General features: G+C 47.9%; 23 protein-coding genes and 3 tRNA genes. 8 read left to right on the top strand and 18 right to left on the bottom strand.

Annotation, left to right across the window (positions count from 1 at the left end; genetic code table 11):
• Nucleotides 1–134 precede the first annotated feature (134 nt).
• From BS19_RS15225 to BS19_RS15210, 4 genes are read right to left on the bottom strand one after another with little or no spacing between them, the layout of a single operon-like run.
• Nucleotides 135–716 (bottom strand): ANTAR domain-containing response regulator, encoded by a 582-nt coding sequence (locus BS19_RS15225; RefSeq protein ID WP_038176421.1) that lies wholly within the window; start codon nt 714–716, stop codon nt 135–137.
• Between the two features lie 58 nt (nt 717–774).
• Entirely contained in the window at nt 775–1,734 is a 960-nt protein-coding gene (locus BS19_RS15220; protein ID WP_038176419.1) for a glycosyl transferase family protein, read from the bottom strand.
• Complete coding sequence (cobA, locus tag BS19_RS15215; protein ID WP_157631204.1) at nt 1,731–2,609, bottom strand: uroporphyrinogen-III C-methyltransferase; 879 nt, start codon at nt 2,607–2,609, stop codon at nt 1,731–1,733. The genes BS19_RS15220 and cobA overlap by 4 nt, the downstream gene beginning before the upstream one ends.
• Before the next feature lie 16 nt (nt 2,610–2,625).
• A complete protein-coding gene (locus tag BS19_RS15210) occupies nt 2,626–5,241 on the bottom strand; it encodes a nitrate reductase (protein WP_038176416.1) in 2,616 nt (871 codons plus the stop codon).
• A gap of 326 nt (nt 5,242–5,567) precedes the next feature.
• Between BS19_RS15210 and BS19_RS15205 the strand changes: the two genes are divergently transcribed.
• A complete protein-coding gene (locus BS19_RS15205) occupies nt 5,568–6,542 on the top strand; it encodes a diguanylate cyclase domain-containing protein (RefSeq protein WP_038176415.1) in 975 nt (324 codons plus the stop codon).
• Between the two features lie 93 nt (nt 6,543–6,635).
• Here the strand turns inward: BS19_RS15205 and BS19_RS15200 are convergent.
• The 12 genes from BS19_RS15200 to BS19_RS15145 all read right to left on the bottom strand — a co-directional run bounded on the left by BS19_RS15200 (nt 6,636) and on the right by BS19_RS15145 (nt 15,593).
• Nucleotides 6,636–6,709, bottom strand: a tRNA-Cys gene (locus tag BS19_RS15200).
• Between the two features lie 23 nt (nt 6,710–6,732).
• A tRNA-Leu gene (locus BS19_RS15195) sits at nt 6,733–6,819 on the bottom strand.
• Between the two features lie 62 nt (nt 6,820–6,881).
• Nucleotides 6,882–6,955 (bottom strand) — tRNA-Cys (locus tag BS19_RS15190).
• A 172-nt stretch (nt 6,956–7,127) separates the two neighbouring features.
• Nucleotides 7,128–7,478, bottom strand: coding sequence for an MmcQ/YjbR family DNA-binding protein (locus BS19_RS15185; RefSeq protein WP_038176413.1), 351 nt, complete (start codon nt 7,476–7,478; stop codon nt 7,128–7,130).
• A gap of 39 nt (nt 7,479–7,517) precedes the next feature.
• Nucleotides 7,518–7,865 (bottom strand): HopJ type III effector protein, encoded by a 348-nt coding sequence (locus BS19_RS15180; protein ID WP_038176411.1) that lies wholly within the window; start codon nt 7,863–7,865, stop codon nt 7,518–7,520.
• Nucleotides 7,866–8,016: 151 nt separating this feature from the next.
• The gene (locus BS19_RS15175) at nt 8,017–8,775 is read right to left on the bottom strand and encodes an SDR family oxidoreductase (protein ID WP_038176410.1); all 759 of its coding nucleotides are present in this window, start codon (nt 8,773–8,775) and stop codon (nt 8,017–8,019) included.
• 12 nt (nt 8,776–8,787) lie between these two features.
• Nucleotides 8,788–9,690 (bottom strand): 3-hydroxyisobutyrate dehydrogenase, encoded by a 903-nt coding sequence (gene mmsB, locus BS19_RS15170; protein ID WP_038176409.1) that lies wholly within the window; start codon nt 9,688–9,690, stop codon nt 8,788–8,790.
• 46 nt (nt 9,691–9,736) lie between these two features.
• Entirely contained in the window at nt 9,737–10,864 is a 1,128-nt protein-coding gene (locus BS19_RS15165) for an enoyl-CoA hydratase/isomerase family protein (RefSeq protein WP_038176407.1), read from the bottom strand.
• 17 nt (nt 10,865–10,881) lie between these two features.
• The gene (locus BS19_RS15160; RefSeq protein ID WP_038176406.1) at nt 10,882–11,670 is read right to left on the bottom strand and encodes an enoyl-CoA hydratase; all 789 of its coding nucleotides are present in this window, start codon (nt 11,668–11,670) and stop codon (nt 10,882–10,884) included.
• A gap of 12 nt (nt 11,671–11,682) precedes the next feature.
• Nucleotides 11,683–12,837 (bottom strand): acyl-CoA dehydrogenase family protein, encoded by a 1,155-nt coding sequence (locus tag BS19_RS15155; protein ID WP_038176404.1) that lies wholly within the window; start codon nt 12,835–12,837, stop codon nt 11,683–11,685.
• A gap of 9 nt (nt 12,838–12,846) precedes the next feature.
• The gene (locus BS19_RS15150) at nt 12,847–14,340 is read right to left on the bottom strand and encodes a CoA-acylating methylmalonate-semialdehyde dehydrogenase (protein WP_038176402.1); all 1,494 of its coding nucleotides are present in this window, start codon (nt 14,338–14,340) and stop codon (nt 12,847–12,849) included.
• Between the two features lie 26 nt (nt 14,341–14,366).
• A complete protein-coding gene (locus tag BS19_RS15145; protein WP_038176400.1) occupies nt 14,367–15,593 on the bottom strand; it encodes a thiolase family protein in 1,227 nt (408 codons plus the stop codon).
• Nucleotides 15,594–15,757: 164 nt separating this feature from the next.
• On the opposite strand from BS19_RS15145, the gene BS19_RS15140 reads away from it, so the two are divergent.
• The 7 genes from BS19_RS15140 (at nt 15,758) to BS19_RS15110 (ending at nt 22,870) form a co-directional block, all read left to right on the top strand.
• Nucleotides 15,758–16,135, top strand: a complete 378-nt coding sequence (locus tag BS19_RS15140; RefSeq protein ID WP_038176398.1) for a MerR family transcriptional regulator — start codon at nt 15,758–15,760, stop codon at nt 16,133–16,135.
• A gap of 63 nt (nt 16,136–16,198) precedes the next feature.
• Entirely contained in the window at nt 16,199–17,368 is a 1,170-nt protein-coding gene (locus BS19_RS15135; protein ID WP_038176397.1) for an isovaleryl-CoA dehydrogenase, read from the top strand.
• Nucleotides 17,369–17,377: 9 nt separating this feature from the next.
• Nucleotides 17,378–18,988, top strand: a complete 1,611-nt coding sequence (locus tag BS19_RS15130; protein ID WP_038176395.1) for a carboxyl transferase domain-containing protein — start codon at nt 17,378–17,380, stop codon at nt 18,986–18,988.
• Nucleotides 18,989–18,990: 2 nt separating this feature from the next.
• The gene (locus BS19_RS15125; RefSeq protein WP_038176393.1) at nt 18,991–19,791 is read left to right on the top strand and encodes an enoyl-CoA hydratase-related protein; all 801 of its coding nucleotides are present in this window, start codon (nt 18,991–18,993) and stop codon (nt 19,789–19,791) included.
• A gap of 35 nt (nt 19,792–19,826) precedes the next feature.
• On the top strand, nt 19,827–20,744 hold the full coding sequence (locus tag BS19_RS15120) for a hydroxymethylglutaryl-CoA lyase (protein WP_038176391.1): 918 nt from the start codon (nt 19,827–19,829) through the stop codon (nt 20,742–20,744).
• Between the two features lie 180 nt (nt 20,745–20,924).
• A complete protein-coding gene (locus BS19_RS15115; RefSeq protein ID WP_038176389.1) occupies nt 20,925–21,908 on the top strand; it encodes a response regulator in 984 nt (327 codons plus the stop codon).
• Nucleotides 21,905–22,870 (top strand): sensor domain-containing diguanylate cyclase, encoded by a 966-nt coding sequence (locus BS19_RS15110; RefSeq protein ID WP_038176387.1) that lies wholly within the window; start codon nt 21,905–21,907, stop codon nt 22,868–22,870. Before BS19_RS15115 ends, BS19_RS15110 begins: the two co-directional genes overlap by 4 nt.
• 173 nt (nt 22,871–23,043) lie before the next feature.
• Here BS19_RS15110 and BS19_RS15105 read toward each other — a convergent pair whose 3' ends face one another.
• Both BS19_RS15105 and BS19_RS15100 read right to left on the bottom strand, forming a co-directional pair.
• Nucleotides 23,044–23,979 carry a carbamate kinase gene (locus BS19_RS15105; protein WP_038176385.1) on the bottom strand — a complete coding sequence of 312 codons (936 nt, stop codon included), beginning with the start codon at nt 23,977–23,979 and terminating at the stop codon, nt 23,044–23,046.
• A gap of 140 nt (nt 23,980–24,119) precedes the next feature.
• Complete coding sequence (locus tag BS19_RS15100; RefSeq protein WP_038176383.1) at nt 24,120–25,538, bottom strand: YlbE family protein; 1,419 nt, start codon at nt 25,536–25,538, stop codon at nt 24,120–24,122.
• Nucleotide 25,539: the final 1 nt, after the last annotated feature.

The following is a 25,539-nucleotide window of genomic DNA, read 5'->3' as shown; positions in this document are numbered from 1 at the left end:
CGTGCCAAGTTATTTAACTTTTATTTATCAATAACTTAATGGAATTCCCATGCCCCTACTGTATTAACCTGCTTACTCATAGTGCACCACGCACCAATGCGGATTTTTTCTCATAACCCTAAAGTGTTAGTCCTTTATTTAAACGCTTGTAAGGTGTGTAACAGATTTTTCGCGACCTGCGCCAATGATTGGCTTGATTGCATCGCTGATTTACGCATGGCTTGGTAGGCGGTGTCTTCATCGACTTGCTGCATCTTCATCAACAGACCTTTGGCTTTTTCAATCACTTTACGATCTTCGATTTGATGCTTAAGCTTACTGATCTGTTGCTGATAGCTTGCCACCGTGCGGCGAAGATTACTCGCATGCTCAATCCAAGGCTCAAGCGAAAACTGTGAATCTGCAGGCAACAAAACGTAATCCATTGCTTCAGGTAAACGATTCATATCATTGGACTTTAATTGTTTAAGCACCACCAACAGTGGATGGCTTTTTAAAGCACATAATTCGATGATTACTCTCAATTCAGCGCAAGGAGAGAGCCAACCTGCGACCACAATCGCGCAGGGCTCTTGGCTTAACATCAGTTCAAGTTGACCAAAATGACAGGTAAGCAAATTGTCGTAATTTGACGCAAGCAATGTGGTTAAGCGAACCTGCTCTTCTACACGGTCGCTACAAATAATCAGTGGTTTTTTGGAGAGTTTGTTGTTCATTAACATTCCTTGTTTATCTCTCTATCTACAAGAGACATAACAAGGAATGTGCCAACAATTAGAATTCAGAAGAATCGCAGTAGCCGGTCCACAACGAGTAAGCTTTCTCAAAGGCCTGCTCATAGTCGTTAAACTCAGCAAACAAAATCGCAGCCATCGTTGCAACCACCGTATTGGCCATCATTTTTTGCTCTTCGATCGCCGTTGCAAACACACATCTTTTCGGCAACGGGATCTCTGTTAACAAGCGCTCAGTCCAGTAGTGCGACTCAACCCCGTTGGCACTGCTCACCCACACCGTCTGACTGACTTTAGGATTGTACTCCGACTCACCCGATTGGCCTTTAAATGAGACCACCGCATGTTGAGTTAACCCGATCTCACTTTCAACTTCAGCATGAAGTTGCTGAAACCCTGGATGGAAACTACCGCGAATACCCAGTCGCGCCCCACCAGGGTTAAGTGCACGCACAACCGTATTGATCGGAGTGCGCAAACCGTAACGATTTTTCCAACCAATCATGGTTTCAGCCTGAGGAGCAAACCGATCAAGTGGTAAATACGCAATACAATAAAAGTTAAGCAGTTGCTCGGCGTGTTGCACAGAGTCGGCTAGTTCTATGTCTAACGCCTGTAAATAGTCTTCGGCATGTAACCGACCTGCGGGTCTATCGTGATAGCCGTGCAACAACACCTTAAACCCATCATCAGCAAGAATTTTTGCCGCAAGTAAGTGCCATGGCTGGCCTGCACTGCGCCGTTTGCCCGCATAACATGGCCAGTCGATATCTGCACCAAGATTTGGCACCCGTGACTGAAAGGCTTTAACAAATCCGGCGATCTCCTGCTTGGTCTCATTTTGTACACGGATCAGCATCAGCAGCATCGCCATTTGATCATCGCCACATTGACCGCTGAGATACTCATCCATAACTTGATAAGCCTGATTAAAGGTTAGTGGCTTACGACCACGCTCTCCTCGGCCTACTGTGCGAATGCAATCCAATATTGTGCTCATATTACCTCGTGTGAAATCACTGACTCGACGGTCTTATTCAATTCTTTACGCAGTTTGACCACTTCGCCTAAGATAATCAATGCTGGACTTACCCCTTTAAGTTGCAGCGCTTTTTCGGTCAACTCACTTAAAGTTGATACATACACCTGCTGCTGACGACTGCAGCCATGTGTGATGATCGCCAGTGGGAAGTCAGATCTTAAACCATGCTCGATCAAACCACACTGGATTTGTGATGCTTTTTCTAATCCCATGTAAAACACCAGTGTCTGCCCAGCACCAACAAGCTGAGACCACGCAGGTAGTGCGCCCGTTACCACTTGCCCCGTCACAAACGTTACGCTGCGTGCCAACTCTCGATGAGTCAGCGGTATATAGGACGATGCCGCACAACCAATCGCTGCAGTGATGCCTGGGATAACCTCAAAGTCAATATTGTGTTTGGCAAGTTCAAGCCCTTCTTCTCCACCACGACCAAAAATAAAGGGATCGCCACCTTTAAGGCGCACCACGTTTTTCCCAAGTGATGCCAGTTCGACCAAGATCTGGCTAATTTCCGCTTGCTTTAAGCTAGCTTGCCCACAACGTTTGCCAACATAAACTAACTGACAATCCGGCGCAGCAAGTTGTAAAATTTCTCGGTTAACCAGTCGATCATAGACAATCGCGTCTGCTACTTGGATCGACTTCATCGCTTTAACGGTCAGCAGTTCAGGATCATTTGGCCCAGCGCCGACAAGAAACACCCGCCCTTGCTTGGCTGTCGTTTGGGCTTGGTTACTACTGTTAGAGTGCCAGGCATAGTGGTGTTGACTGAATCCTGCACCACGTAAACTCATTTCAGCGCCTTCTTTATCTAGCTGTTGCTGTTGCATTTTCATATCCGCATTCCTATTGATTAACGACACGAGCTTGGTTGTGCTGTTTAACCAAAGCACTAATTTGAGGTAAACACGAGCCACAGTTTGAACCACATTTCAGCTTATTTTGAAGCTGACTGACGCTGTCACAATCGCCGCTTTGCAATGCACGCTGTATCTGTGTATCGCTCACTCTAAAGCAGCTGCAGACCAACTCACTGGTCTCCTCTTGTGCGACGATGCTCAGTAGTTCAGAAAAACGTAGCGGCCTGCCAATCAAACCTGCCAGCTGAGACGCATTCGACGCCAAAGGTTGAGTTGAGACAATCATCAGCGAGCGAACAATCTGCTGCTCGCCCGCATCATCAATACCGACTGCAAGCCATCCACTTGCAAGATCGAGCACGACTCTGCGTTGTGATTGGTTAATGCCCAAACTTAGATGGTCATTTTGCTCAACGTACGCCGTATCGGCAAAACGCCAGATGCCAGTGTGCTGCTCACTTTGGAATGACTGATAAAGCTTGGGCTCAGGATTAAATTGCTCTCCGAGAAATAACCCATAACATTTGACATCAATTGGCGCGATGGAAACCGCTTGAGACTTAAACGCCGGCTGACCTGAGTGCGGATCGACGTCGCGGCTTAATATTGCATTAACCTGAGTATTTTGGCCATATTTGCCCGCCCAGTGCATCGACATGAATAGCTGTTTGTCGCCAAACCCTGTATCGATGGCGACTTTAGTCACAATGCGATGCAAGGATTGATGAGCAGAAAGCGCGACAACTTCGCCTTCTTTAACGCCTAAATAAGCAGCGCAACGACTATTTAAATACACGGTAGGCTCAGGTTCGCTAGCCGCTAAGTGGGCAATATGCCCCGTGCGAGTCATGGTGTGCCACTGATCCCTTTGACGTCCCGTATTTAGCCACCATGTGTCTTGAGGTGTTTCATCACGCTCTTGAGTGACAACAAATCGCGCTTTACCATCAGGGTAACTAAACTGACCATCTGCGAACGGGCGCTCTCCTCCCCACCGTTGAGGTTGCCAATCCTGGTACTCCTGCGCGCTGATCGCATCAAACTGAGACAAATCGAGTAATAACCCGCTGTCACTGTTTAACCCGGTCATGGCCGCATATTCGCGAAAGACGTCCACTTCTGATTGGAAATCAAAACCGTTTTCCTGCTTGAGCAACAGTGATAATTTTGCAGCAACTTCACTTATCGCTCGCCAATCAGACTTGGCTTCACCTTGCGCTGCAATAAATTGACGCTGACGCGTTAACATCCGATCAGAGTTCGTCACCATGCCCTGCTTCTCACTCCAACCAGCGGCAGGTAATAACAAGTTGGCATATTGGGCGATATCCGAATCAACCGTGATATCAGAAACAATCACCATTGGGCACTTTTCCAATGCCCGACGGACGAACAGATTATCAGGCATAGAGACAACCGGGTTGGTCGCCATAATCCAAATAACTTTAATGTCACCTCGTTCAACCGCTTCAAACATATCGACTGCTTTCAGCCCAGGCTTACGAGCAACACGTGAGGTTTGCCAAAAGTCGCTTATTAGTTGAATCGACTGGGGATCAAAACCACGATGAATCGCCAGTTGATTTGCCAATCCGCCAACTTCACGCCCTCCCATCGCATTCGGTTGGCCAGTTATTGAGAACGGCCCAGCGCCCTGATAACCGATCTTGCCCGTAGCTAAATGGGCATTAATGATCGCATTCGCTTTATCAGATCCAGACTGTGATTGATTGACGCCCTGACAAAACAGGGTGATAACCCGCTTGTTATCGGCAAACCAGCGGTAGAAGGTTCTCAATTGCTCCACACTCAGTTGCAACGTTTCACTCAATTGATTGAACGTGTATTGGCCAGACATCACTTGCTTCGCCACCAAATCAAACCCTGTGGTATGTGCGTCGATGTATGCCTGATTCAAACCGTTAGTGTCTCGTAAATAACGCACTAGACCATTGAACAAGTCACAATCACCATCATTGCTGATAGCCAAATGAAGATCCGCCTGCTGAGCGGTAACCGTCTCTCTAGGATCAATCACCACCAGCTTTAATTGGGGGTTGTTCTCTCGTGCTTGCTGAATGCGGCGGAACAAAACCGGATGCGTCCACGCTGTATTTGCGCCACAAATGACAATCAACTCGGCACTATCAATGTCGCTGTAGTTCACCGGGACGACATCCTCACCAAAAGCACGGTTATGTGCTACCACGGCCGAGGACATACATAATCGAGAATTAGTATCGATATTAGCGCTACCGACTAAGCCTTTCATAAACTTGTTGGCCAGATAGTAGTCCTCTGTCAGCAGTTGACCAGAGACATACATGGCGGTTGAATCTTCACCATATTCGGTCACAGCGCTGTGGTAAGCATTGGCAATAATATCGGTGGCTTTATCCCAGCTGATCTCTTGGCCATTTAATCTCGGATAGAGCAACCGAGATGGCATTTGTAAGCTTTGCGCCAATGCCGAACCTTTAACACACAGCGCGCCTTGATTGGCAGGATGTGTTTTGTCCCCTGTGATGCCCAGTTGGTTGACTTCGACACCACATCCAACACCGCAATATGGACAGGCAGTTTTAATACATTCCTTGGTCATTTCTCGCTCCTCAATGACGACGAAGCCTCTCCTTTGGGGGAGAGGCTTCGTTGCCTGTACATAGTCATTTTATGGTTACCCATTAAAGTGGGCTGTGAACAATCTGAGCAAGTTAGGTGCCAAACAAAAAACTCATATATATCAGACAAATAAGAAATCACTGTTAATAAACCGCACCAAACATGTGCAAGCTTCCTGCATTTGCGTGCAAAATTGAGCATTGCAAGGCGACTTTTTGGCGAGAACTTGTCGAGTGAGTTAATAGAAATTTAGTTCGAACATGCGTATATTGACCTCAACCTGAAGTCGCAGGGTAAGGGAATGACATGGAAGAGTACTTAGAAAAGATTGCGCGACTAGAAAAAGAGAACCAACAACTCAAGATCGAAAATGCACGTTTGCAAGAGAAGCTCAACGTAGCACTTGATGGCAATGGACTGTGTCTCTGGGAGCAGCACGTCCCTAGTGGCACCTTAACCATTTTCAATATGCAATGGGGTAAAATGCTCGGCTATCAGCCCAACGAGCTAACGGCGACGGTCGAAACCTGGAAAAGTAACCTCCACCCCGACGACTACGATCTTGCTGTCGGTGCCTTTGAAGATCATCTCGCGGGTAAAACCGACTTATATCAAGTCGTTCATCGCATGTTACATAAAGATGGCAGTGATAGCTGGGTATCGGATCGAGGTCGAATTGTTGAATATGATGCCGAGGGTAAACCGCTGCGGATGATGGGCACCCATATCGACATCACCCAAGAAAAACGTTACGAACAACAGCTCGCCAAGCTGGCCAACAGCGATCCATTGACCGGTTTACTTAATCGTAGCGCGATCGAGCAAGCTTTTTACCAGCTGCAAGGTAACAGTGATCAGCTTAATAACGGCACTAATGCGTTAGTCTTTTTTGATATCGATAACTTTAAAGCGGTCAATGATGAACTTGGCCATCACGCTGGTGATCGATTACTGATTAATATCGCCGATAGCTTGAAAACGCTCTGCCCTGATGAGGCACAAATCGGCAGACTGGGTGGCGATGAGTTTGTGATCCTTTGTCACGCTTCACAGCACGATGATTTAATGGCATTGTGCGACTCGCTCCTAACGCATGCTTCCCCACACACAACGCTATCAGCGCCACAGTCTCAGATTGGTTTTAGTATTGGGGTGTGTCTTTTCTCGGGTTCGCACCACCGTTTTGAAGACATTTACCAACGCGCAGACAGTGCCATGTACAAAATTAAGAAGAATGGCAAAAACGGAGTAGCGGTGGTCGACTTAACCGCAACGCAGTAACATCCAAATCCTCCGTCAATAAAAAACGCACTGCGCAGTCAATAAAGCCCAGATACAACAAAGCCAGTCACTAGGACTGGCTTTGTTAAGTAATGGAGGCGCGTCCCGGAGTCGAACCGAGGTCCACGGATTTGCAATCCGCTGCATAGCCACTCTGCCAACGCGCCTTTGTGCTCTATGAGCGAATAGATGGTGCCCCGGGCCGGACTTGAACCGGCACAGCGCGAACGCCGAGGGATTTTAAATCCCTTGTGTCTACCAATTCCACCACCAGGGCACACAAATTACTTTGTGATGCCGTTTAGTACGATAAACACCATCTAAAATTTAATAAAGAAATGGAGGCGCGTCCCGGAGTCGAACCGAGGTCCACGGATTTGCAATCCGCTGCATAGCCACTCTGCCAACGCGCCCTTTTCTTTCAACGCTTTAGGTTACTCACCGTTGCGTTCGATGCATACTTTACGGATTGAGCGAGAAGAGTCAAACAAAAACATCACTTTTTATTTTGTTTGCTGAGTTTTGAACCAACATGCTGCTTGTTTGATCTAATCTGACGCTTTTTGAGCAGCAAAAACAAACCATTCAAGCCAGTAAAGCCCGCTGCGCTTTAGGTAACTTGCTTACAACAAGCTGATAAGATCGCTCGCACAAATCTTCAATCAGGCCATCTTCAACATCTCCTGGGTAATAAACCGTCACCCAATGGCGCTTGTTGGTGTGATAACCGGGAGTAATATCGGCAAACTGCGCGCTAAGCACTTCACCATCTTCTGGCACGACCTTGACCGTGACATACTCACGCCCTTCCCTGTGTGACAAAATGGCAAACATCTTACCTTTGACCTTATAAACCAGTGCATCTGGCCCAAAAGGGTAATCCGCTTGCGCGCAGGTAAAAGTATCAAGAAACGTCGCTAATTGTTGATTATTCATGGTGACTCCAAAAGGAGCATAACGCTCCTACTCAGATTATTACGCTTTAGCCACTAACGCTGGGCCATCAAACTCAATACCTTGCCAGCCATATTGCATAAAATTACGAATATTGGCGTGATCACACCCTTGTGGATTTTCTAATACATCGTGACGATAGTACTGTCCGAAGCAAGCCAACGTTAGCTCTGGTGTCAGTTCGTTGAGCTTAGCAAAAGCAAAAATTTTGCATGAGCCGTTGTTTTGATTGGCTTCATTACGGACATCACCATTGGTAAATGCGGTGGGGGTAAAGATGTAGCATGCGTCAATCGCGGCCATAGTCTCTTCAAATTGGATTAAAGACGGAGATTGAGCCAGTTTATCGAGAAAAAGATCCAGTTCCATTGCGTGATTATTCCTTACAATTATCGGTAAATCATAGTGTTATCATTTGGCTGATAGTATCACTTTGTCAGGGGTTGGAGAAAAGAAAAAAGCCCGCAATGCGAGCTGACAATATAGAGACCAAATCTAGTTAAAGAGTACAAAGCGTGATTTACATTCTTATCCCGCCGTCTATTTCTAAGATCCGACCGCTGATGTAATCATTCTCGAAGATAAACTTGACGGTGTTCGCTATTTCAGCGGTTTTTCCCATTCTGCCGACAGGAATCATTGCTTCAAGGCGTGCCATCGCTTCTGGTTTCATTTGCGCAGCCATGGGTGTTTCTATCACACCGGGCGCAATTGCCGCCGCTCGAATGCCGTAACGTGCTAACTCTTTCGCCCAAGTTGTTGCCAAAGTTGCGACTGCCGCTTTTGACGCCGCGTAGTTAGTTTGACCGATGTTGCCTGCTCTGGCGACACTAGAAATATTGATGATCACCCCTTGAGACTGAGTCTCTATCATTTGCACTGCCGCTTCCCGACCACACAAAAACGTTCCGGTAAGGTTAACGTCAATCACCGCATTAAACTGCTCAAGCGACATCTTCGACACCTGACCATCTTTGACTTTAACCAAGAGTCCATCACGCAGTATCCCAGCGTTATTGACCAACCCATTCAATTGGCCAAAATCTATGACAACGTCACTAAACACCTGTTCAACCTGCGCTTCTTGGGTTACATCCACTTGGTAGGTCAGTGCTTTGACACCCAACATTAAGCACTGACGCTTAGTATCATCAAGAGCCTTTTGATTGACGTCGAGCAGGGCTAATTCAGCGCCAGCGTGAGCCAGCGTCACCGCCATCATTTGCCCAAGCCCTTGCCCTGCGCCTGTAATCGCTATTACGCTTTGCTTTAAATCCATATCCTTTCCCTATCATGGCTGCTGTGAGCGATAAAACTCAAACAAACTCGAAAAGTCTAGCTCTTGATTGCCGTTCATATTGTGAAATGCATACAAATTACGCGCTAAAGCGCCCATCGGCACTGAAGATTGACTTTGCGTGGCGGCTTCAAGGCCTAATCCTAAGTCTTTGAGCATCAATTTACTCATAAAGCCTGGCTGATAGTGGTTGGATGCCGGCGCATTTTCCATCACACCGGGACACGGATTATAAAGCTCAAGCGCCCAGTTTCGCCCTGAACTTTGTAGCATGATGTTAGACAATACTTTTGGATCAAGTCCGTTGGCGATACCTAAGTTAAGCGCCTCACAGGTTCCTGCCATTAAAATACCCAACATCAAATTGTTGCATATTTTCCCCATCTGACCACAACCGCTGTCGCCAGCATGAAAGATGTTTTTCCCCATGTGTTTCAACACTCGCTCGGCGCGTATAAAAGCTTGCTCGCTGCCACCGACAATAAAAGTTAACGTGCCGGCCGAGGCGCCAGCGACACCACCAGAAACAGGAGCGTCGGCAAAATCAATACCGCGTTCTTTTGCCTTGGCCGCAACCAAGCGTGCAGATTTAGGATCGATGGTTGAAGAGTCGATCAACACCGTCGACTCACCAACATAATTGACAATACCTTGGCAGCCATTACCACCTAAGTAGACCGCTGTGACATGTTCACCAGCAGGCAACATGGTAACAACTGCATCAGCGCCCATCACTACCTGTTCTATCGAATCACACACCTTTGCGCCAGCGGCAGCGAGTGGTTTTGCCAACTCGGTTACCAAATCAAACACCTGAACCTTTAACCCTGCCGACAACAAGTTGTTGGCCATTGGCGCGCCCATATTTCCCAGTCCGATGAATGCTATCGTTTCCATGCGCACTTCTCCTTAATAATGACCCTAAGTTAATAGTGACTTAACGTTAATAGTGGCCTAGCGTTGCCAAAGGGTGAGCTTCTTCAGGCCACAGTGAACGGCACATTTCATCGATAACTTGGGTCTCCACCGTTGCAACATTGGGGTAGAGCCATTTAGGCTCACCATCTTTGTCGACCAATCGAGCTCTCACCCCTTCTTGGAATTCACCCAATAAGGTACTGCGAACCGACATAGTGAGTTCTAAGCGAAAGCAATCTGCTAATGATAAGTCACTGTATTGCGTCATCTGACGAAAGCACAAGTGGGCGGTAATCGGGCTGCCTAATGCCGAATTTGATTTAGCCACCGCTAGCCATTCATCGTTCCCTTGAATCGCTTGGATATTATCAAGCACTTGAATCACATTATCGGCACTACAGGCTAAACGAATCTGACCCAAATACGGCACCATTTGCGCTTGTGGTTGATTGTCGACCTGCAATGCGAAGCCTTCAAGAAGCTCAGTGACCACTTCATAGACATCGTCGACACACTCCCAATCGGCCACCTGCAACTGCTCTATCAATTGCTGTTTATGCCTTGGCAAGGCAATGTGATCAGCAAGATGGATGGCAACGGCATCACTGGCATTAACCATGACGCCGGTCATACCTAAAAACATGCCAACGCCGCTGTCTAAACGATTAAGAAACCAGGTTCCACCGACATCAGGATAGAGACCAATACTGACTTCCGGCATCGCTAAACGTGAATCAGGAGTCACGACTTTATGGCTTGAGCCCATGTAGAGCCCCATCCCTCCTCCCATGACAATGCCCTGCCCCCAAGCAATAATCGGCTTGCAGTAAGTATGGATAAGATAGTCACATTGATACTCGGTGGTAAAAAATTGGCCACAAAAAGCTTGGATTTCCTCACGACTGCTGTCACACATCACGCTATGCATAGTGCGAACGTCACCTCCAGCGCAAAAGGCTTTTTCACCCGCACCTTCTAATAATACACAAACTAGATTGTCGTCTTCATGCCACTTCTGAAGTTGTTGATGCAAACTCACCAGCATGTCTAAGGTTAGCGCGTTTAAAGACTTGGTATTGTCTAAGGTCGCAACACCCACTTTATGCACCCCATTGCTACAGGGCAATTCAGAAAAATGAATGCTATCACTCATGATTGTTCTCCTTCGCCCTAGCGGTTATTCCAGCGTGGTGGGCGTTTTTCAAGAAAGGCATTGACGCCCTCTTGTTGATCGTCGGTATCAAACAGTTGAGTAAACCGCTCCCTCTCTTTTTCCAATCCGTGAACAATTGGCCCAGAGCGAGCATGTTGAATAAGTGTTTTGCACGCAGCGACAGCCGGCGGGGCTTGATTGGCGACCTTTTCGGCAAGTTGAATGGCCGCTTTCAAAGCATCCCCCTGCGCGACCACCTCTTCCACCAAGCCGATCTCAAGAGCTTTGGCCGCGGTAAGTTGCTCACCACACAAAATAATTCGCTTAGCCCAACCCTCGCCAACCAACGCGGTAAGATTTTGCGTCCCCCCAGCACAAGGCAACAGACCAACTTTCGCCTCGGGCAGCGCCAGCTTGGCTTGTTGCTCCGCGATGCGAATATCACAAGCAAGCGCCGCTTCTAGCCCCCCACCCATCGCATAGCCATTAATTGCTGCGACAGAGACTCCGCGAAATGCGCTCAAGGTTTCAAACGCTTCACCAAACACGCGCGCCATATCGGCAGCAACCTGCTTATCACCTGAAGAAAACAGGTTAAGATCGGCACCGGCTGAGAAAAACTTGTCGCCTTGACCGGTAATAACCAACGCATACACAGTTAATTGCTGATTAAGTGCGGTGATCAGTTGCTTGAGTTCAATCAGGCTATCGCGCGTCCAAGTATTTGCAGGAGGATTATTGATGGTCAGCACCGCAACGTGATTATCAATATAGTGTTCGATGCATCCTTGCTTTTGATTGGTCATGTCTCTCTCCCTCTACAGTTGCTCAGCGCCATCAGCGAGTAATCTTCGGGCGACGATAAGGCGCATGATTTCGTTGGTGCCTTCTAAAATTTGGTGGACACGCACATCTCGAAAATAGCGCTCAAGCGGGTACTCTTTGATGTAGCCATATCCGCCGTAAAGCTGTAGGGCCTTGTCGCAGACCCGAAAACCGACGTCAGTTGCAAAACGTTTTGCCATCGCGCAGTACGTACTGGCATCTGGGTGTTGGTTGTCGAGTTTACTTGCAGCCAAACGTACCATCTGCCGCGCCGCCACCAACTCAGTGGCCATGTCGGCCAATTTAAACTGCAATGCCTGAAACTGACCGAGCGGTTGACCAAACTGCTTGCGCTCTTTGAGATAACCGATAGCAAGATTAAGTGCTTGCTGCGCAGTGCCGAGCGAACAGGTGGCGATGTTAATGCGACCACCATCCAATCCTTTCATCGCGAAGACAAAACCTTGGCCCTCTTCACCGAGTAAATTTTCTTTCGCCACCAAGACATTATCAAAACTGATACTGCGGGTTGGCTGAGAGTTCCAGCCCATTTTCGGCTCTTTACGCCCATAACTGATCCCTTGGCTATCGGCCGCAACGACAAACGCAGACACCCCCTTGGCTCCCTCATCACTGGTGCGTGCCATCACGACCAACACATCCGTTTCTCCGGCCCCTGAAATAAACACCTTGCTGCCATTGAGCAGATAACCATCGGCCACCTTCTTGGCACTGGTGGTCAACGATGCCGCATCTGATCCTGCGTTGGGCTCAGTTAAACAGTAAGAACCAAGCCACTCGCCACTAATAAGCTTAGGACAGAACTGCGTCGCGGCACGTTCGGTTGCAAAGCTGGCCACCATCCAGGTCACCATGTTGTGGATGGTCATAAAAGCGGTCGTTGAAGTGCAGCCCATCGCCAGTTGTTCAAAAATGATCGAGGCATCAAGGCGGCTCAAACCCAGTCCCCCTTTTTCCTCTGGGGTGTAAAGGCTCAGAAAACCCAGCTCCCCCGCCTGGCGTAATACCGACTTGGGGAAAATCTGCTCTTCATCCCACTTGGCCGCATTGGGTTCGAGACTATCGCGAGCAAACTGCGCTGCGGTATCAGCAAAAGCGCGCTGATCTTGGTTGAGTTCGAAGTCCATATCGCCTCCTTAACGCAGCTGAATCGACATGTTTGGGCCACTTGGCACATCATCATCAAACCAACGCGCAGTGACTGTTTTGGTCTCGGTATAAAAACGCACCGCTTGTTTGCCATACGCATGCAAGTCGCCATAAAAACTGCCACGCCAACCCGTAAACGAGAAAAACGGCAGCGGGACCGGAATCGGTACGTTAATACCAACTTGGCCGACCTGAATCTGGTGTTGGAATTTTCGCGCAGCACCACCGCTGGCGGTAAACAATGACGTTCCGTTGCCATAAGGATTGCGATTAATTAGCTCGATAGCCTCATCAAGGCTCTGTACCTCAATGCACACAAGAACCGGTCCGAAGATCTCTTGTTGATATAGCGACATCTCGGTGCTCACACCACTAAACAAGGTCGGGCCAAGCCAGTTGCCATCCGGGTGCCCCTCTACCTCGCACTGAGTTCCATCAAGCAAACAGTTGGCGCCCTGAGCTTTACCTTGCTCTATCAAAGAGACAACACGCAGCTTCGCTTCTCTGCTAATTAAAGGGCCAAAGCCTGCATGCTCATCATCCCAAACCCCAGGCGTCACCTTGGCCATTTCACTGGCTAAGTCGTCGATCCACTGGCTTGAATTACCGACAAATACCGCAACCGATATTGCCATACAGCGCTGACCTGCCGCACCCACCGATGCACCAACAAGGTTATTGATTACCTGAACTTTATTAGCATCAGGCATGATCACCATATGATTTTTCGCGCCAGCAAACGCTTGGACGCGCTTATTGTAAGACGTTGCTGTGTGATAGATGTATTTTGCAACTGGAACAGAACCGACAAATGAGACGGTTTTGATCTGCGGGTGTGCCAACAGATAATCCACTTGTGCTTTAGCGCCATGAACAACTTGCAATACTCCTTGCGGCGCTCCGGCTTGATCAAATAGCTCTGCTAATCTCATCGCGGTAAGGGGCACTTGCTCTGAGGGCTTAAGGATAAAAGTGTTGCCCGCGGCGATGGCTAATGGAAACATCCACAGTGGGATCATGGCCGGAAAGTTAAAAGGCGTGATACCACAGCAGACACCGAGCGGTTGAATAAGTGAATAGCTGTCGATATCTGCCGCGACATTTTCAACCGTTTCACCCATCATATTACTGGCGATATTAGCCGCTTGCTCGACTACTTCGATACCTCGCCAAACATCTCCTTTCGCATCAAGAGTGGTTTTTCCGGTCTCTTTTGATACCAGCCACGCCAACTCATCATGATGCTCTTTTAACAAATGCTGATAACGCAGCATTAATCGAGCGCGATCGGAAACTGCGACCTCTTTCCACACATTAAAAGCCTGACTTGCGCTCTCAATCGCACGTTCGATCTCTTCAGCGGTTGCACAAGGTAACTGCGCGATGATTTGATTATTGGCAGGATTGGTAACTTCAAGCCACTCATTGCTTTCAGACTGGCAGAACTCTCCACCGATAAATAAAGAGACTGGCTGTGTCATGATGATGTCCTTATTTGATTAAGCGATTACAATGGAATTTCGACGGCAATCGCGGTTGCTTCGCCACCACCGATGCATATCGCCGCTATCCCTCTCATGGTTTTACGTTGAGTGGCATCACCATCGATTCCATATGCTTGCAGCTGACGTAAACTGTAGATAAGCGTGGTGATAATTCTTGCTCCGCTGGCACCAATCGGATGACCCAAAGCGCATGCTCCACCTTTGATGTTTACTTTACTTGAATCTAAACCAAGCTCTTTTACCGCGATTTGCGCTACCACGGCGAAGGCTTCGTTAATTTCCCATAAATCAACGTCTTCAACGTCCCAGTCCAGTTTTGACAGCAAGGCTTCAATGGCGTAAACCGGAGCAACAGTAAATTCTTCAGGTAATCTGGCATGAGTCGCATGGCCTTTAATTACCGCAAGTGGCGCTACACCATTTTGCTCGGCGAAGGCTTGCTCCATCACGAACAATGCCGCTGCGCCGTCTGAAATCGCGCTTGAGTTGGCGGCAGTAATTGAGCCTTGCGGTGAGAATGCGGGTTTGAGTCTGGCGATTTTGGTCGCATCAATGGAGGGCGGTAGTTCATCAAAATCAAACCAGTCTAATGCACTTTCGCCCTGTTTTTCGCTTTCTATTGCCACCATTTCAGCGCTAAACATGCCCTGTGCCTGCGCGGCTAGCGCTCTTTGCAACGACTGTTCGGCCCAGTTGTCCATCTCTTGACGTGAGAAGTTAAGTGTATCGGCGATCCGCTGACCATAAACGCCCATCAGCTCACCTTGATAGGCATCTTGCAGCCCATCAAGAAACATATGATCAAACGTTGTTTTGTGCCCCATCCGCATACCGGCTCGCGACTCTTTGAGCAAGTAAGGGGCATTCGACATGCTTTCCATTCCACCAGCAACCGCGCATCGAATTGAGCCACTGCGAATCAAATCATACGCCAACATCACGCTTTTCATTCCAGAACCACACACCTTATTGATGGTCGAGCATGGCACACTGTTAGGGAGGCCTGCTTTCAATGCGGCTTGACGTGCTGGCGCTTGGCCGCATCCGGCAGCAAGTACACAGCCCATAAAAAGCTCATCGATTAGCTCCCCGTGAAGAGTTGACTGCTCCATCGCCGCGCGAATAGCAAACCCACCTAATTGTGGAGCCGAATAGCTCACGAGTTCGCCTTGAAAGCGCCCCATCGGTGTGCGTTTAGCCGCGACTATCCATATCTCATCTAGTTCCATCATAGCTCTCTTTGACCGCTAGATAATTTCTTGACGTTTACGTAAGCATAGCACTAACATTTACGTAAACGTCAACAAACCAAAAAAACTATTTTGCTTTACCAAATTGATGGAAAGTGACCGATTAGTAACCCAAGAAAGACGGACTCAGGAATCAAGGCTCAGTGGAAAAATATAAGATAAGTGAACTTGCGAAAGAATTTGATATTACAACTCGAAGTATCCGTTTTTACGAAGACGAAGGGTTAATTCAGCCTGAGCGAAAAGGCAGTATGCGGATGTACAACCGTCGAGATAAAACCCGACTCAAGCTCATTTTACGTGGCAAGCGCTTGGGGTTTTCTTTGGCGGAGATTCGTGAATTGTTTGAACTGTATGATACTCGTCAAGGCAACACTCAGCTAAAAGAAATGCTGAAAATCATTGATGAGAAAGAAGCGTTGCTGATGCGACAGCTCGAAGACATAAATAGCATGCTAGAAGACTTATCTGTCGCTCGCGCACGTTGTGAGCAGGCGCTTAAGTCACCACAACTTAACTAAGCATCAACGAATCGTCTTCGTCTGTTTGGTTGATTGATTGGCTTGCAATCATTCGGAGGCGTTATGTTTACTCACTATACCCCACTCAATTTTGGGCTGGATGACTCTATCAACATGCTGCGTGATCACGTTTATGGATTTGCACAGCAGCATATTGCGCCCCTTGCTCAAGAGATCGATCGCTCCAACACATTTCCCCATCAACTTTGGCCTTTGATGGGAGAGATGGGCTTACTCGGCGTCACCGTCAGCGAACAATATGGCGGTGCCGAGATGGGGTATTTAGCCCACGTCATCGCCATGGAAGAAATAAGCCGAGCTTCCGCCTCGGTTGGCCTCAGCTATGGCGCGCACTCCAATTTGTGTGTCAACCAAATTTTTCGCAACGGCACCACTGAGCAACAAACAACATTCTTACCCAAATTGCTCGATGGTCGCTCGGTGGGCGCACTTGCAATGAGCGAGCCCAACGCGGGTTCTGATGTTGTCAGCATGCAGCTTAAAGCAACGTTAAACGATGATCATTATCTCCTCAATGGCAGTAAAATGTGGATAACCAACGGGCCAGATGCCGATGTGGTTGTGGTGTACGCCAAAACTGCGCCTGAACAAGGCGGGCATGGCATTACGGCATTCATTGTCGACAAAAATACCAGCCCTTTCCACGCGGCGCAAAAGCTCGATAAGCTTGGCATGCGCGGTTCAAATACCTGCGAGCTAGTGTTTGAAAATTGCCCCGTTCCAGTAGAGAACGTGCTCGGTAAGGTCAATCATGGCGTCGAAGTGCTGATGAGCGGCCTTGATTACGAACGCGTGGTCCTTGCCGCTGGCCCAGTTGGCATTATGCAAGCCTGTTTGGACTTGGTCGTGCCCTACATTCATGACCGCAAGCAGTTTGGCCGCTCAATTGGCGAGTTTCAATTGGTGCAAGGAAAAATGGCCGACATCTATACTCGAACCAACGCCGCCAGAGCTTATCTTTATGCGGTCGCAGCGGCCTGCGATAACGGTCACGCGACACGCAAAGACGCCGCTGGAGTGATTTTATACTGCGCCGAAACCGCAACCCAAATTGCGTTAGATACCATTCAGCTTCTTGGCGGCAATGGCTACATCAACGAATTCCCCGCTGGACGTTTGCTGCGTGATGCTAAGTTGTATGAAATTGGTGCCGGCACGTCAGAAATTCGCCGTATGTTAATTGGTCGCGAACTGTTTGAAGAGTCTCGATAGGAGCATGTGATGCCAATCATTCAAAGCAAAATCAAACCTGACTCAGAGCTTTTTCAAAGCAACGTTGCAACGATGTCAGCACTTGTCGCAACACTAAACGCTGACATCCACACTATTTTACAAGGTGGTGGTGAAAGCGCTCAGCAACATCAAAAAGCAAAGGGCAAACTGCCAGTACGAGAGAGAATTGATCTGTTACTCGACCAGCACAGCCCGTTTCTTGAAATCAGCCCATTCGCTGCTTGGAATGTTTACCCTGAAGCGGTTCCATGTGCGGGCATTGTCGCCGGAATTGGTCAGGTCAATAGTCATCCTTGCATGGTTATCGCCAATGATCCGACCGTCAAAGGCGGCACCTACTACCCTTTAACCGTAAAGAAACACCTACGTGCTCAAGCGATTGCTCAACGCTGCAAAATACCCTGCGTGTATTTAGTCGATTCCGGCGGAGCCAATTTACCTCATCAAGCCGAGGTGTTCGCCGACAAAGAACATTTCGGCCGCATCTTCTTTAATCAAGCCAAGATGTCGAGTGAAGGCATCCCGCAAATTGCTGTCGTGCTTGGATTGTGCACTGCAGGCGGCGCGTACATACCAGCGATGTCAGATATTGCCATCATGGTCAAACAACAAGCGAGCATCTTTCTCGCCGGTCCCCCTTTAGTCAAAGCTGCCACAGGCGAAGTGGTCAGCGAAGAAGAGCTTGGCGGCGCAGATGTCCATTGTCGTAAGTCTGGCGTCGCAGACTATTATGCAGAAAGTGAAGCGCACGCGATGACACTTGCCCGTGAAGCTCTCGCCAATACTGGGCAAGACAGTCGCAAGCCTGTCGTTGAGGTTGATAAGGTGGCATCACCTCGCTATCCGGCAGATGAGTTATACGGCATTGTTAACGCCAACTTAAGGCTTTCATTCGACGTTCGGGAAGTCATCGCCCGACTTGTTGATGACTCTGAATTCGACGAGTTCAAAGCACTGTTTGGCACCACACTGGTGTGTGGGTTTGCACGCATTGACGGACACTTAATCGGTATCTTAGCGAACAATGGCATCTTGTTTTCTGAATCAGCACAAAAAGGCGCGCACTTTATCGAACTGTGTGCCAAGCGCCATATCCCGTTACTTTTTTTACAAAATATCACCGGATTTATGGTGGGTAAAAGAGTCGAAGAAGGCGGCATTGCTAAACACGGCGCTAAGCTGGTGATGGCAGTGGCGTGCGCCGAAGTACCCAAGTTTACGGTTGTTATTGGCGGTTCATATGGGGCGGGTAACTACGCAATGTGTGGCCGTGCTTACGATCCTACCATGATGTGGATGTGGCCCAATGCACGCATTTCAGTGATGGGAGGTGAACAAGCCGCTGGCGTGCTCACCGAAGTAAAGAGTCAAGTCATGCAACGCAAAGAGACGCCATGGCCCGAAAGCGAACAGCAACAGTTTCGACAAGCGATCCTCGACTTATATGAACAACAAGGACACCCGTACTATGCAAGCGCAAGGCTGTGGGATGATGGCATTATCGATCCTAAAGAGACCCGCAATGTCTTGGCTCAAGCTCTGAATGCGACTTCACAATCTGATACAACAGTCAGTCAATTTGGCATATTTAGGATGTAGTCATGACAGCGAAACATTACGCCAATTATCAACACATTGAATGTCAGCTCAGCGATGAAGGTATCGCACAGTTGATACTAAATAGGCCACAATACGCCAACGCATTTAATGACCAGATGATCGCCGAACTCATCTCTGCCATCGACCAACTCGCGAGTGATAAAGCGGTGCGTGGACTGCTGCTTTGTGGTCATGGTAAACACTTCTCTGCAGGCGCCGACATCACTTGGATGCGCTCTATGCTTAATAAAAGTCAACAATACAATCAGCTTGATGCCTACCAATTGGCAACACTTCTGGCAAAACTTGACCAATTTCCTCACCCGACGGTTGCAGCAGTGCAAGGTTGCGCATTTGGCGGTGCATTAGGCTTGATATGTTGCTGTGACATGGTCTTTGCTGCCGATCACAGTCAGTTTTGTTTAAGTGAAGTTAAGCTAGGGTTAGTCCCTGCCACTATTGCGCCGTACGTGATACGAGCGATAGGCATTCGCCAGGCCCGGCGCTATATGTTGTCTGCTGAGCCTATCAACAGCCAAACGGCGCAGCGTATTCATCTAGTTCATGAGTTAGCCGCGAGCGAACACCTTGCTTTAAATAGTCACGCGTGGCTGAAGTCGACCATAAAGCACAGTCCAAATGCCTTAACCACAACCAAACGTCTGTGTGATCATTGCCATCACCAACCCATTGATGACGCCTTACTGCGCTATACAAGCGAATTAATCGCCAAGATTCGCGTTTCTCAGCAAGGGCAAGAAGGGCTCACAGCCTTTCTAGAGAAACGGCCACCCAATTGGTAGTGCGTGACTAGCGACTAAGGACTAAGGAGCAACGCATGAATAACCCGCTAGCAAGTAAGCACCTTCCATCCTCTGTGACGGTTGTCGAAGTGGGCCCGCGCGATGGATTACAAGGTGAGCGTTCTCTGCCTATTGCCAGTAAAATCGAGTTCATCAATCAACTATCACGGGCGGGTCTCACTCATATTGAATCAGGTGCCTTTGTCGCCAAACATCGCGTACCGCAAATGGCCGACTCAAAACAAGTTCTGCAAGGGATCTCGCGCCAACAAGGGGTACGCTATTCTGCGCTCACGCCTAATAGGCAAGGCTTAGAGGCTGCGATAGAGAGCCAAGTTTCTGAAGTTGCGGTGTTTACTTCAGCTTCTGAAGGATTTTGCCAACGCAATATTCATTGTTCCGTCGAGGCCAGTCTAGCGCGCTTTGAGGACGTCATCGCGTTGGCGTCTCAATATCATATCCCAGTGCGCGGGTATCTTTCTTGTGTCATCGACTGCCCTTACGATGGTGCTACTCTACCTGACAAAGTGGCTCAGCTTAGCCAGACCATGTTAGAGATGGGCTGTTATCAGGTATCACTCGGCGACACGATAGGAACAGGAACACCACATCGCATTGCGACCATGCTAGAGGCCGTTCTAAACATCGCAGATCCAGACGCCATCGCCGTACACTTTCATGACACATATGGTCAAGCGCTTACCAATATTTATCAGGCACTTACGATGGGAATTCATGTCATTGACGCTAGCACCGCTGGACTCGGAGGCTGCCCGTATGCCAAAGGCGCTGCCGGTAACGTTGCTACCGAGGATGTGCTCTATCTTTGTCACGGTTTAGGTATAACAACTGGGGTTTCCCTTGATAACGTAGTGAATGCGGCGTGGTATATCTGTGGCCAATTAAACAAACTTCCCAGTTCTAAGGTTTCATTAGCATTAAAACGCAATTGAAATGAGTAATTATGTGTTTAGACTCCAATTTTTCGACCTTCAAACTAAAAAATACGTGAGTTAGTGCTGTGAAAGGTGTTTACTAGCAGGCTTGCAGATTTGAACTAAGGTCACAAGACCCTGATCAGATTGTTGGCTATTTATACAAAACCACCACTTTCAAGGCTAGCGACTAACACTATGAACCTATTAGTTTGCGATGATTCAATTATCGCTCGCAAATCCATTGTTAGCAGGATAGAACCCTCAACACACAATACGATTCACCAAGCCGAAAATGGTCAACAAGCACTCGATATCTTGGCTTCGCACAATATTGATGTCTTGTTTCTTGACTTAACAATGCCGGTGATGGATGGCTTTGAAGTGTTAGCCACCATGCCAGTCAACCATTACCCTACTGATGTTATTGTCGTGTCGGGCGATATACAATCAGCGGCAAAATCTCGTTGCTCCGACATGGGCGCAAAAGACTTTATTGAAAAGCCGTTTGCCACCTCTGACCTGGTCGATCTATTCCACAAATACCACATTCCCCTGCGAAATACAGAGCTTAATAGTTCAATTTCATCGTCGACGAGGGTTGATCTGGTCGCAGCTATTCGTGAGATGAGCAATATTGCGTTAGGCTCTAGCGCCGCACTGATTTCTCAACAAGTCGGCCATTTTATTGAAATGCCTTTACCTAATGTCGCCTCTCTTCATCAGTCTGAATTAAAAATGACCTTGCAAGATATTGTTAATAATTCAGAGTCGCGCGCGGTATCTCAACGTTTCGTCGGTCACGGCATTAATGGCGAGGCTTTGGTTTGTTTGCATGGCACGGATTTTAGCAACTTAACTTATCAAAATGGTGAGCAGGTTGAATGTTCGACCAATGAGATCATTTTGGATCTGTCGAATCTATTAGTTTCGTCGTTTTTAGGCTCATTTAGCAAGCAGTTAGATATCAATATCTCACTCAGACAGCCAATAGTTTTAGAGAAAGAAGTCTTGCAACTCGCGCTTAACTCCAACCAGTTTTTGGCTGACTACGAGCAAGACATTTTCACCATTGAGTTTGTCTATAAAGCAGAAAATCTTGATGTCGCTTGCGATATCGTGTTTTTAATCGACAACGACTCGCTCAGTGCAATTAAAGCAATTTTGGAGAGTGTGTTATGAACTCAACTGAAATCGGTGACTTACATTGGGTAATGCAGATCCTTGGCGATCTCGACGCCGGATTGATTGTGCTTGATAGAGATTACAATGTCTGTGTCTGGAACGCGTTCATGCAATCATACAGCGGCATTGCTGCAGACCAGATACTGGGCAAAAACTTGTTTGATGTGGTCCCCGAACTGCCCCATGCTTGGCTAAGACGTAAAGTTGATACGGCATTCACACTCAACAGCCGTGGATTTTCCTGCTGGGAAGACCGAGCTTACCTGTTTAAGTTTAAAAACTTTAGCCCCATTTCCAATAGCCTAACCGAAATGAGGCAGAACATTAACTTTTCGCCACTGACCTCTGTGAATGGTGACGTTTCTCATGTCAGCATAATCATTAACGACGTTACCGATATCGCCAAAAACAAAATTCACTTGCTCGATTCAAACCAAAAACTGTCTGATCTGAGTCGCATTGATGGGTTGACGAAACTGTTTAATCGCGCCCATTGGGAAAGTTGCTTACACCACCAATATGAACAACAAAAATTGGTCGGCAATCCTGCTTCCTTAGTGATTTTTGATATCGATCACTTTAAACGAGTTAACGATACTTATGGTCACACGGTTGGGGACGAAGTCATTCGCCACGCAGCCCAAGAACTGAAGAAAGCGTCACGCAACTCTGATATCTGCGGACGTTATGGCGGCGAAGAATTTACGGTAATCCTACCAGATACTTGTGCTAATCAAGCGCTATACTTCACCGAAAGACTGCGAAAACGAATCGAACAATCGGTGATTCAAGCGGGTCAGCATGCGGTGAAATATACGATAAGCTTGGGAGTTTGCGAGCTGTCTAGCTATCAAACCTGCCATTTAACTTGGTTAGAACATGCCGACAAGTCGCTTTACTTCTCTAAGCAATCGGGCCGTAATCGCTCGACCGTGTTTGATCCAGCTTTTATTCGCTAGAGTTGTACAGCCTTGTGGAGCCAGTAGGCTTTTAAACCTCACTACGGCCGTAAAAACCACAAGTATTTACGATACTGAAATTAATAAGAGCGAATTCAAATGATCGCTCTTATTATGCGCTTAATTTTCGTCAAACCCACGGGCTAGACTTTGTTTTACCCCGGTCAAGAAGCCTAATAGTACTCCATTATCGGTTGATAAATGATCGTGGTACCAGATCGGCCTGCTATCACGTCAGGTAGTTCATCCAATGCGCCAATGGCGGCATTGCCAAAGCCTTTAGAGACGAATTTACAAACCGCATCGATTTTTGGCCCCATTGAGCCAGGAGGGAACGAGTATTTATCTAACTCTTCTGGGCTCGTCACTTTAATCGCTTTTTGATCAGGTTTGCCATAATTTAGATAGACAGCGCCATCGGTCAGAATGATAAACAGATCTGCGCAAATTTGCTCGGCCAGTAGCTCAGCGGTGAGATCTTTATCGATCACACATTCGACACCGACCAACGTACCATCTTGCGCTTCAAATACTGGAATGCCGCCACCACCACAAGCAATGACCGTGTTACCACTTTCAAGTAAGCGTGTAATCTGCGCCGATTCAACAATGTTTTTAGGCTGTGGTGAGGCCACCACTCGACGGTAATAATCGCCATCCTTCTTGTAGATCGCTGCAGGGTTCTCGACACGCAACAATTCTACCTCTTCATCACTGTAGACAGGCCCCACGAACTTTGTCGGGTCATCAAAGGCATTGTCATCAATGTTGACGCATGTTTGTGAAAGCATGGTGGTAATGTGTAATTGGTTATCAGCATTAAACAACTCTTGCTGTAACATATAACCAATCATGCCGCAGGTTTGTGCGCCTAACACATCCAATGGATACGCCGTCACTTCCGGTTTTTGCTGTTGGTACTGGCTGTTTTGCTCCATAAGTAAGCCCACTTGCGGGCCATTGCCATGAACAATAACAACTTCATGTTGTTTGGCAATATCCGCTATTGCTGCTGCCGCTTTTCTTATGTTGATACGTTGGTTATCGGCCGTTAATGGTTGACCACGTTCTAATAGCGCGTTACCGCCTAGTGCTAAAACAATTCTCATTGTTATCCCTCTATTGTAAGCCCCATCAAGACGTAGAACATGTTTCATATTCTTCGAATTAGCCGCTGGGGATTGCGCCAGTGCCTCCACTAGCGCAGTCGTTGAACGTTATGAGGCTAAGCCCCTTTCCACTCTTTTAATTACAGCTTGTTGGCGAAGGCGAGTAACGCTTTCTCAAAACACTCGATTGGCGGGTTAGTGATCCCACAACCGATCATACCTACCCCTGGTTCTTTGTGAGCAATAGCGGTGTTGATGATAGGCAGAATCCCCGTTTCCAATACCTTGCGTACATCAATACCAGATGAGATGCCTTTGAAGTTAAGAAGAGGGATCGTCACATTCGGGTTAACCGCGGTGGTGATTTCATCCATTTGGATTGAGTAATCGATCGCTTCTCCTACTGTACCGCCAACCAAAGCAACGATCGCAGGTGCAGTGGCCATTGCAAAGCCGCCAATTCCGTATGTTTCAGTGATCGCACTGTCCCCGATATCCAGACCAGAATCTTCTGGCTTGTAACCCGCAAATAAAGGGCCAACCACTCTTTGCGCAGGGCCAGTGAACCAAGTAAAACCAGGCATTCCACTCACACGGATACCAAACTCCACACCATTTCGTGCCATCGTGGTGACCAGCGTGCTGTTTTCGATGCCGTGTCCCGCATCGAGTGCACACTTACACATTGCCATCCACGTAGGACCAGAAAAGTAATCACTAGAAGCGATAAACTCGAAGACTTCGCGTTTTTGCTCGGTCGTGAAATCTGTTTGTAGAATTCGTGGCGTCAAAGCCTGTGCCAAGAGTGCCGTGCCCGCGTTATTGCGGTTGTGGCACTCATCGCCCATGTGCAGCGCTTGCGCCAGCATCAGACGTAGGTCAATCGGCTCACCGATTTCCATTGCTGCTTTCAGCATTGGACCAAGGACATCACGCATCCATACAAGACGCTCAACCACGCTCTCGTCGTTCGCCCCCATACGCAAGATTTTTGCCATCTGCTCACTAAGGTTGGTGTACGCGATGTTACCGTAAGTTTGGTTTTTCACTATATGCATGTACATCGATGCAGAAGTAACACCCGCCATTGAGCCAACACAATCGTGCTCGTGACATGGCGAGAAGGTGATCTCACCTGAACCAGCAAGTTTGAATGCTTCGTCTAGGTTGCTCGCTAATCCTTCAAAAATCAGTGCACCGGTAACCGCACCGCGCATTGGACCATTCATATCATCCCAAGCAACCGGAGGGCCTGCGTGGAGGATAGTGGTTTTGGTCATACCCGGAACCACATCAATTGCTCGTTCGTAACCGATCAATACAGGGTGTGAATTGATGATGCGCTGTACCGCTTCTTCGTTTGCCGCTTCGATTTTTGCGCTGATGTCGGGCTGTGCCAATTTATCCAGTGCATCAATCACATCTTTATTACCACCAGCAATTGGCTGCCAGCTCACTTGAGTGACTGGCGCTTGTTGTTTCTGAATGTCCTGTTTAAAAAATTCCAAACCAACATTGATCACATTCAGATCTGAAAATAGTTGTGCTACTTTGCTCATT

This window comes from Vibrio pacinii DSM 19139 (assembly GCF_000711795.1).
GTDB lineage: Bacteria > Pseudomonadota > Gammaproteobacteria > Enterobacterales > Vibrionaceae > Vibrio > Vibrio pacinii.
The sequence above is the reverse complement of the archived record's forward strand: the minus strand, read 5'-3'. Positions and strand labels throughout refer to the sequence as shown.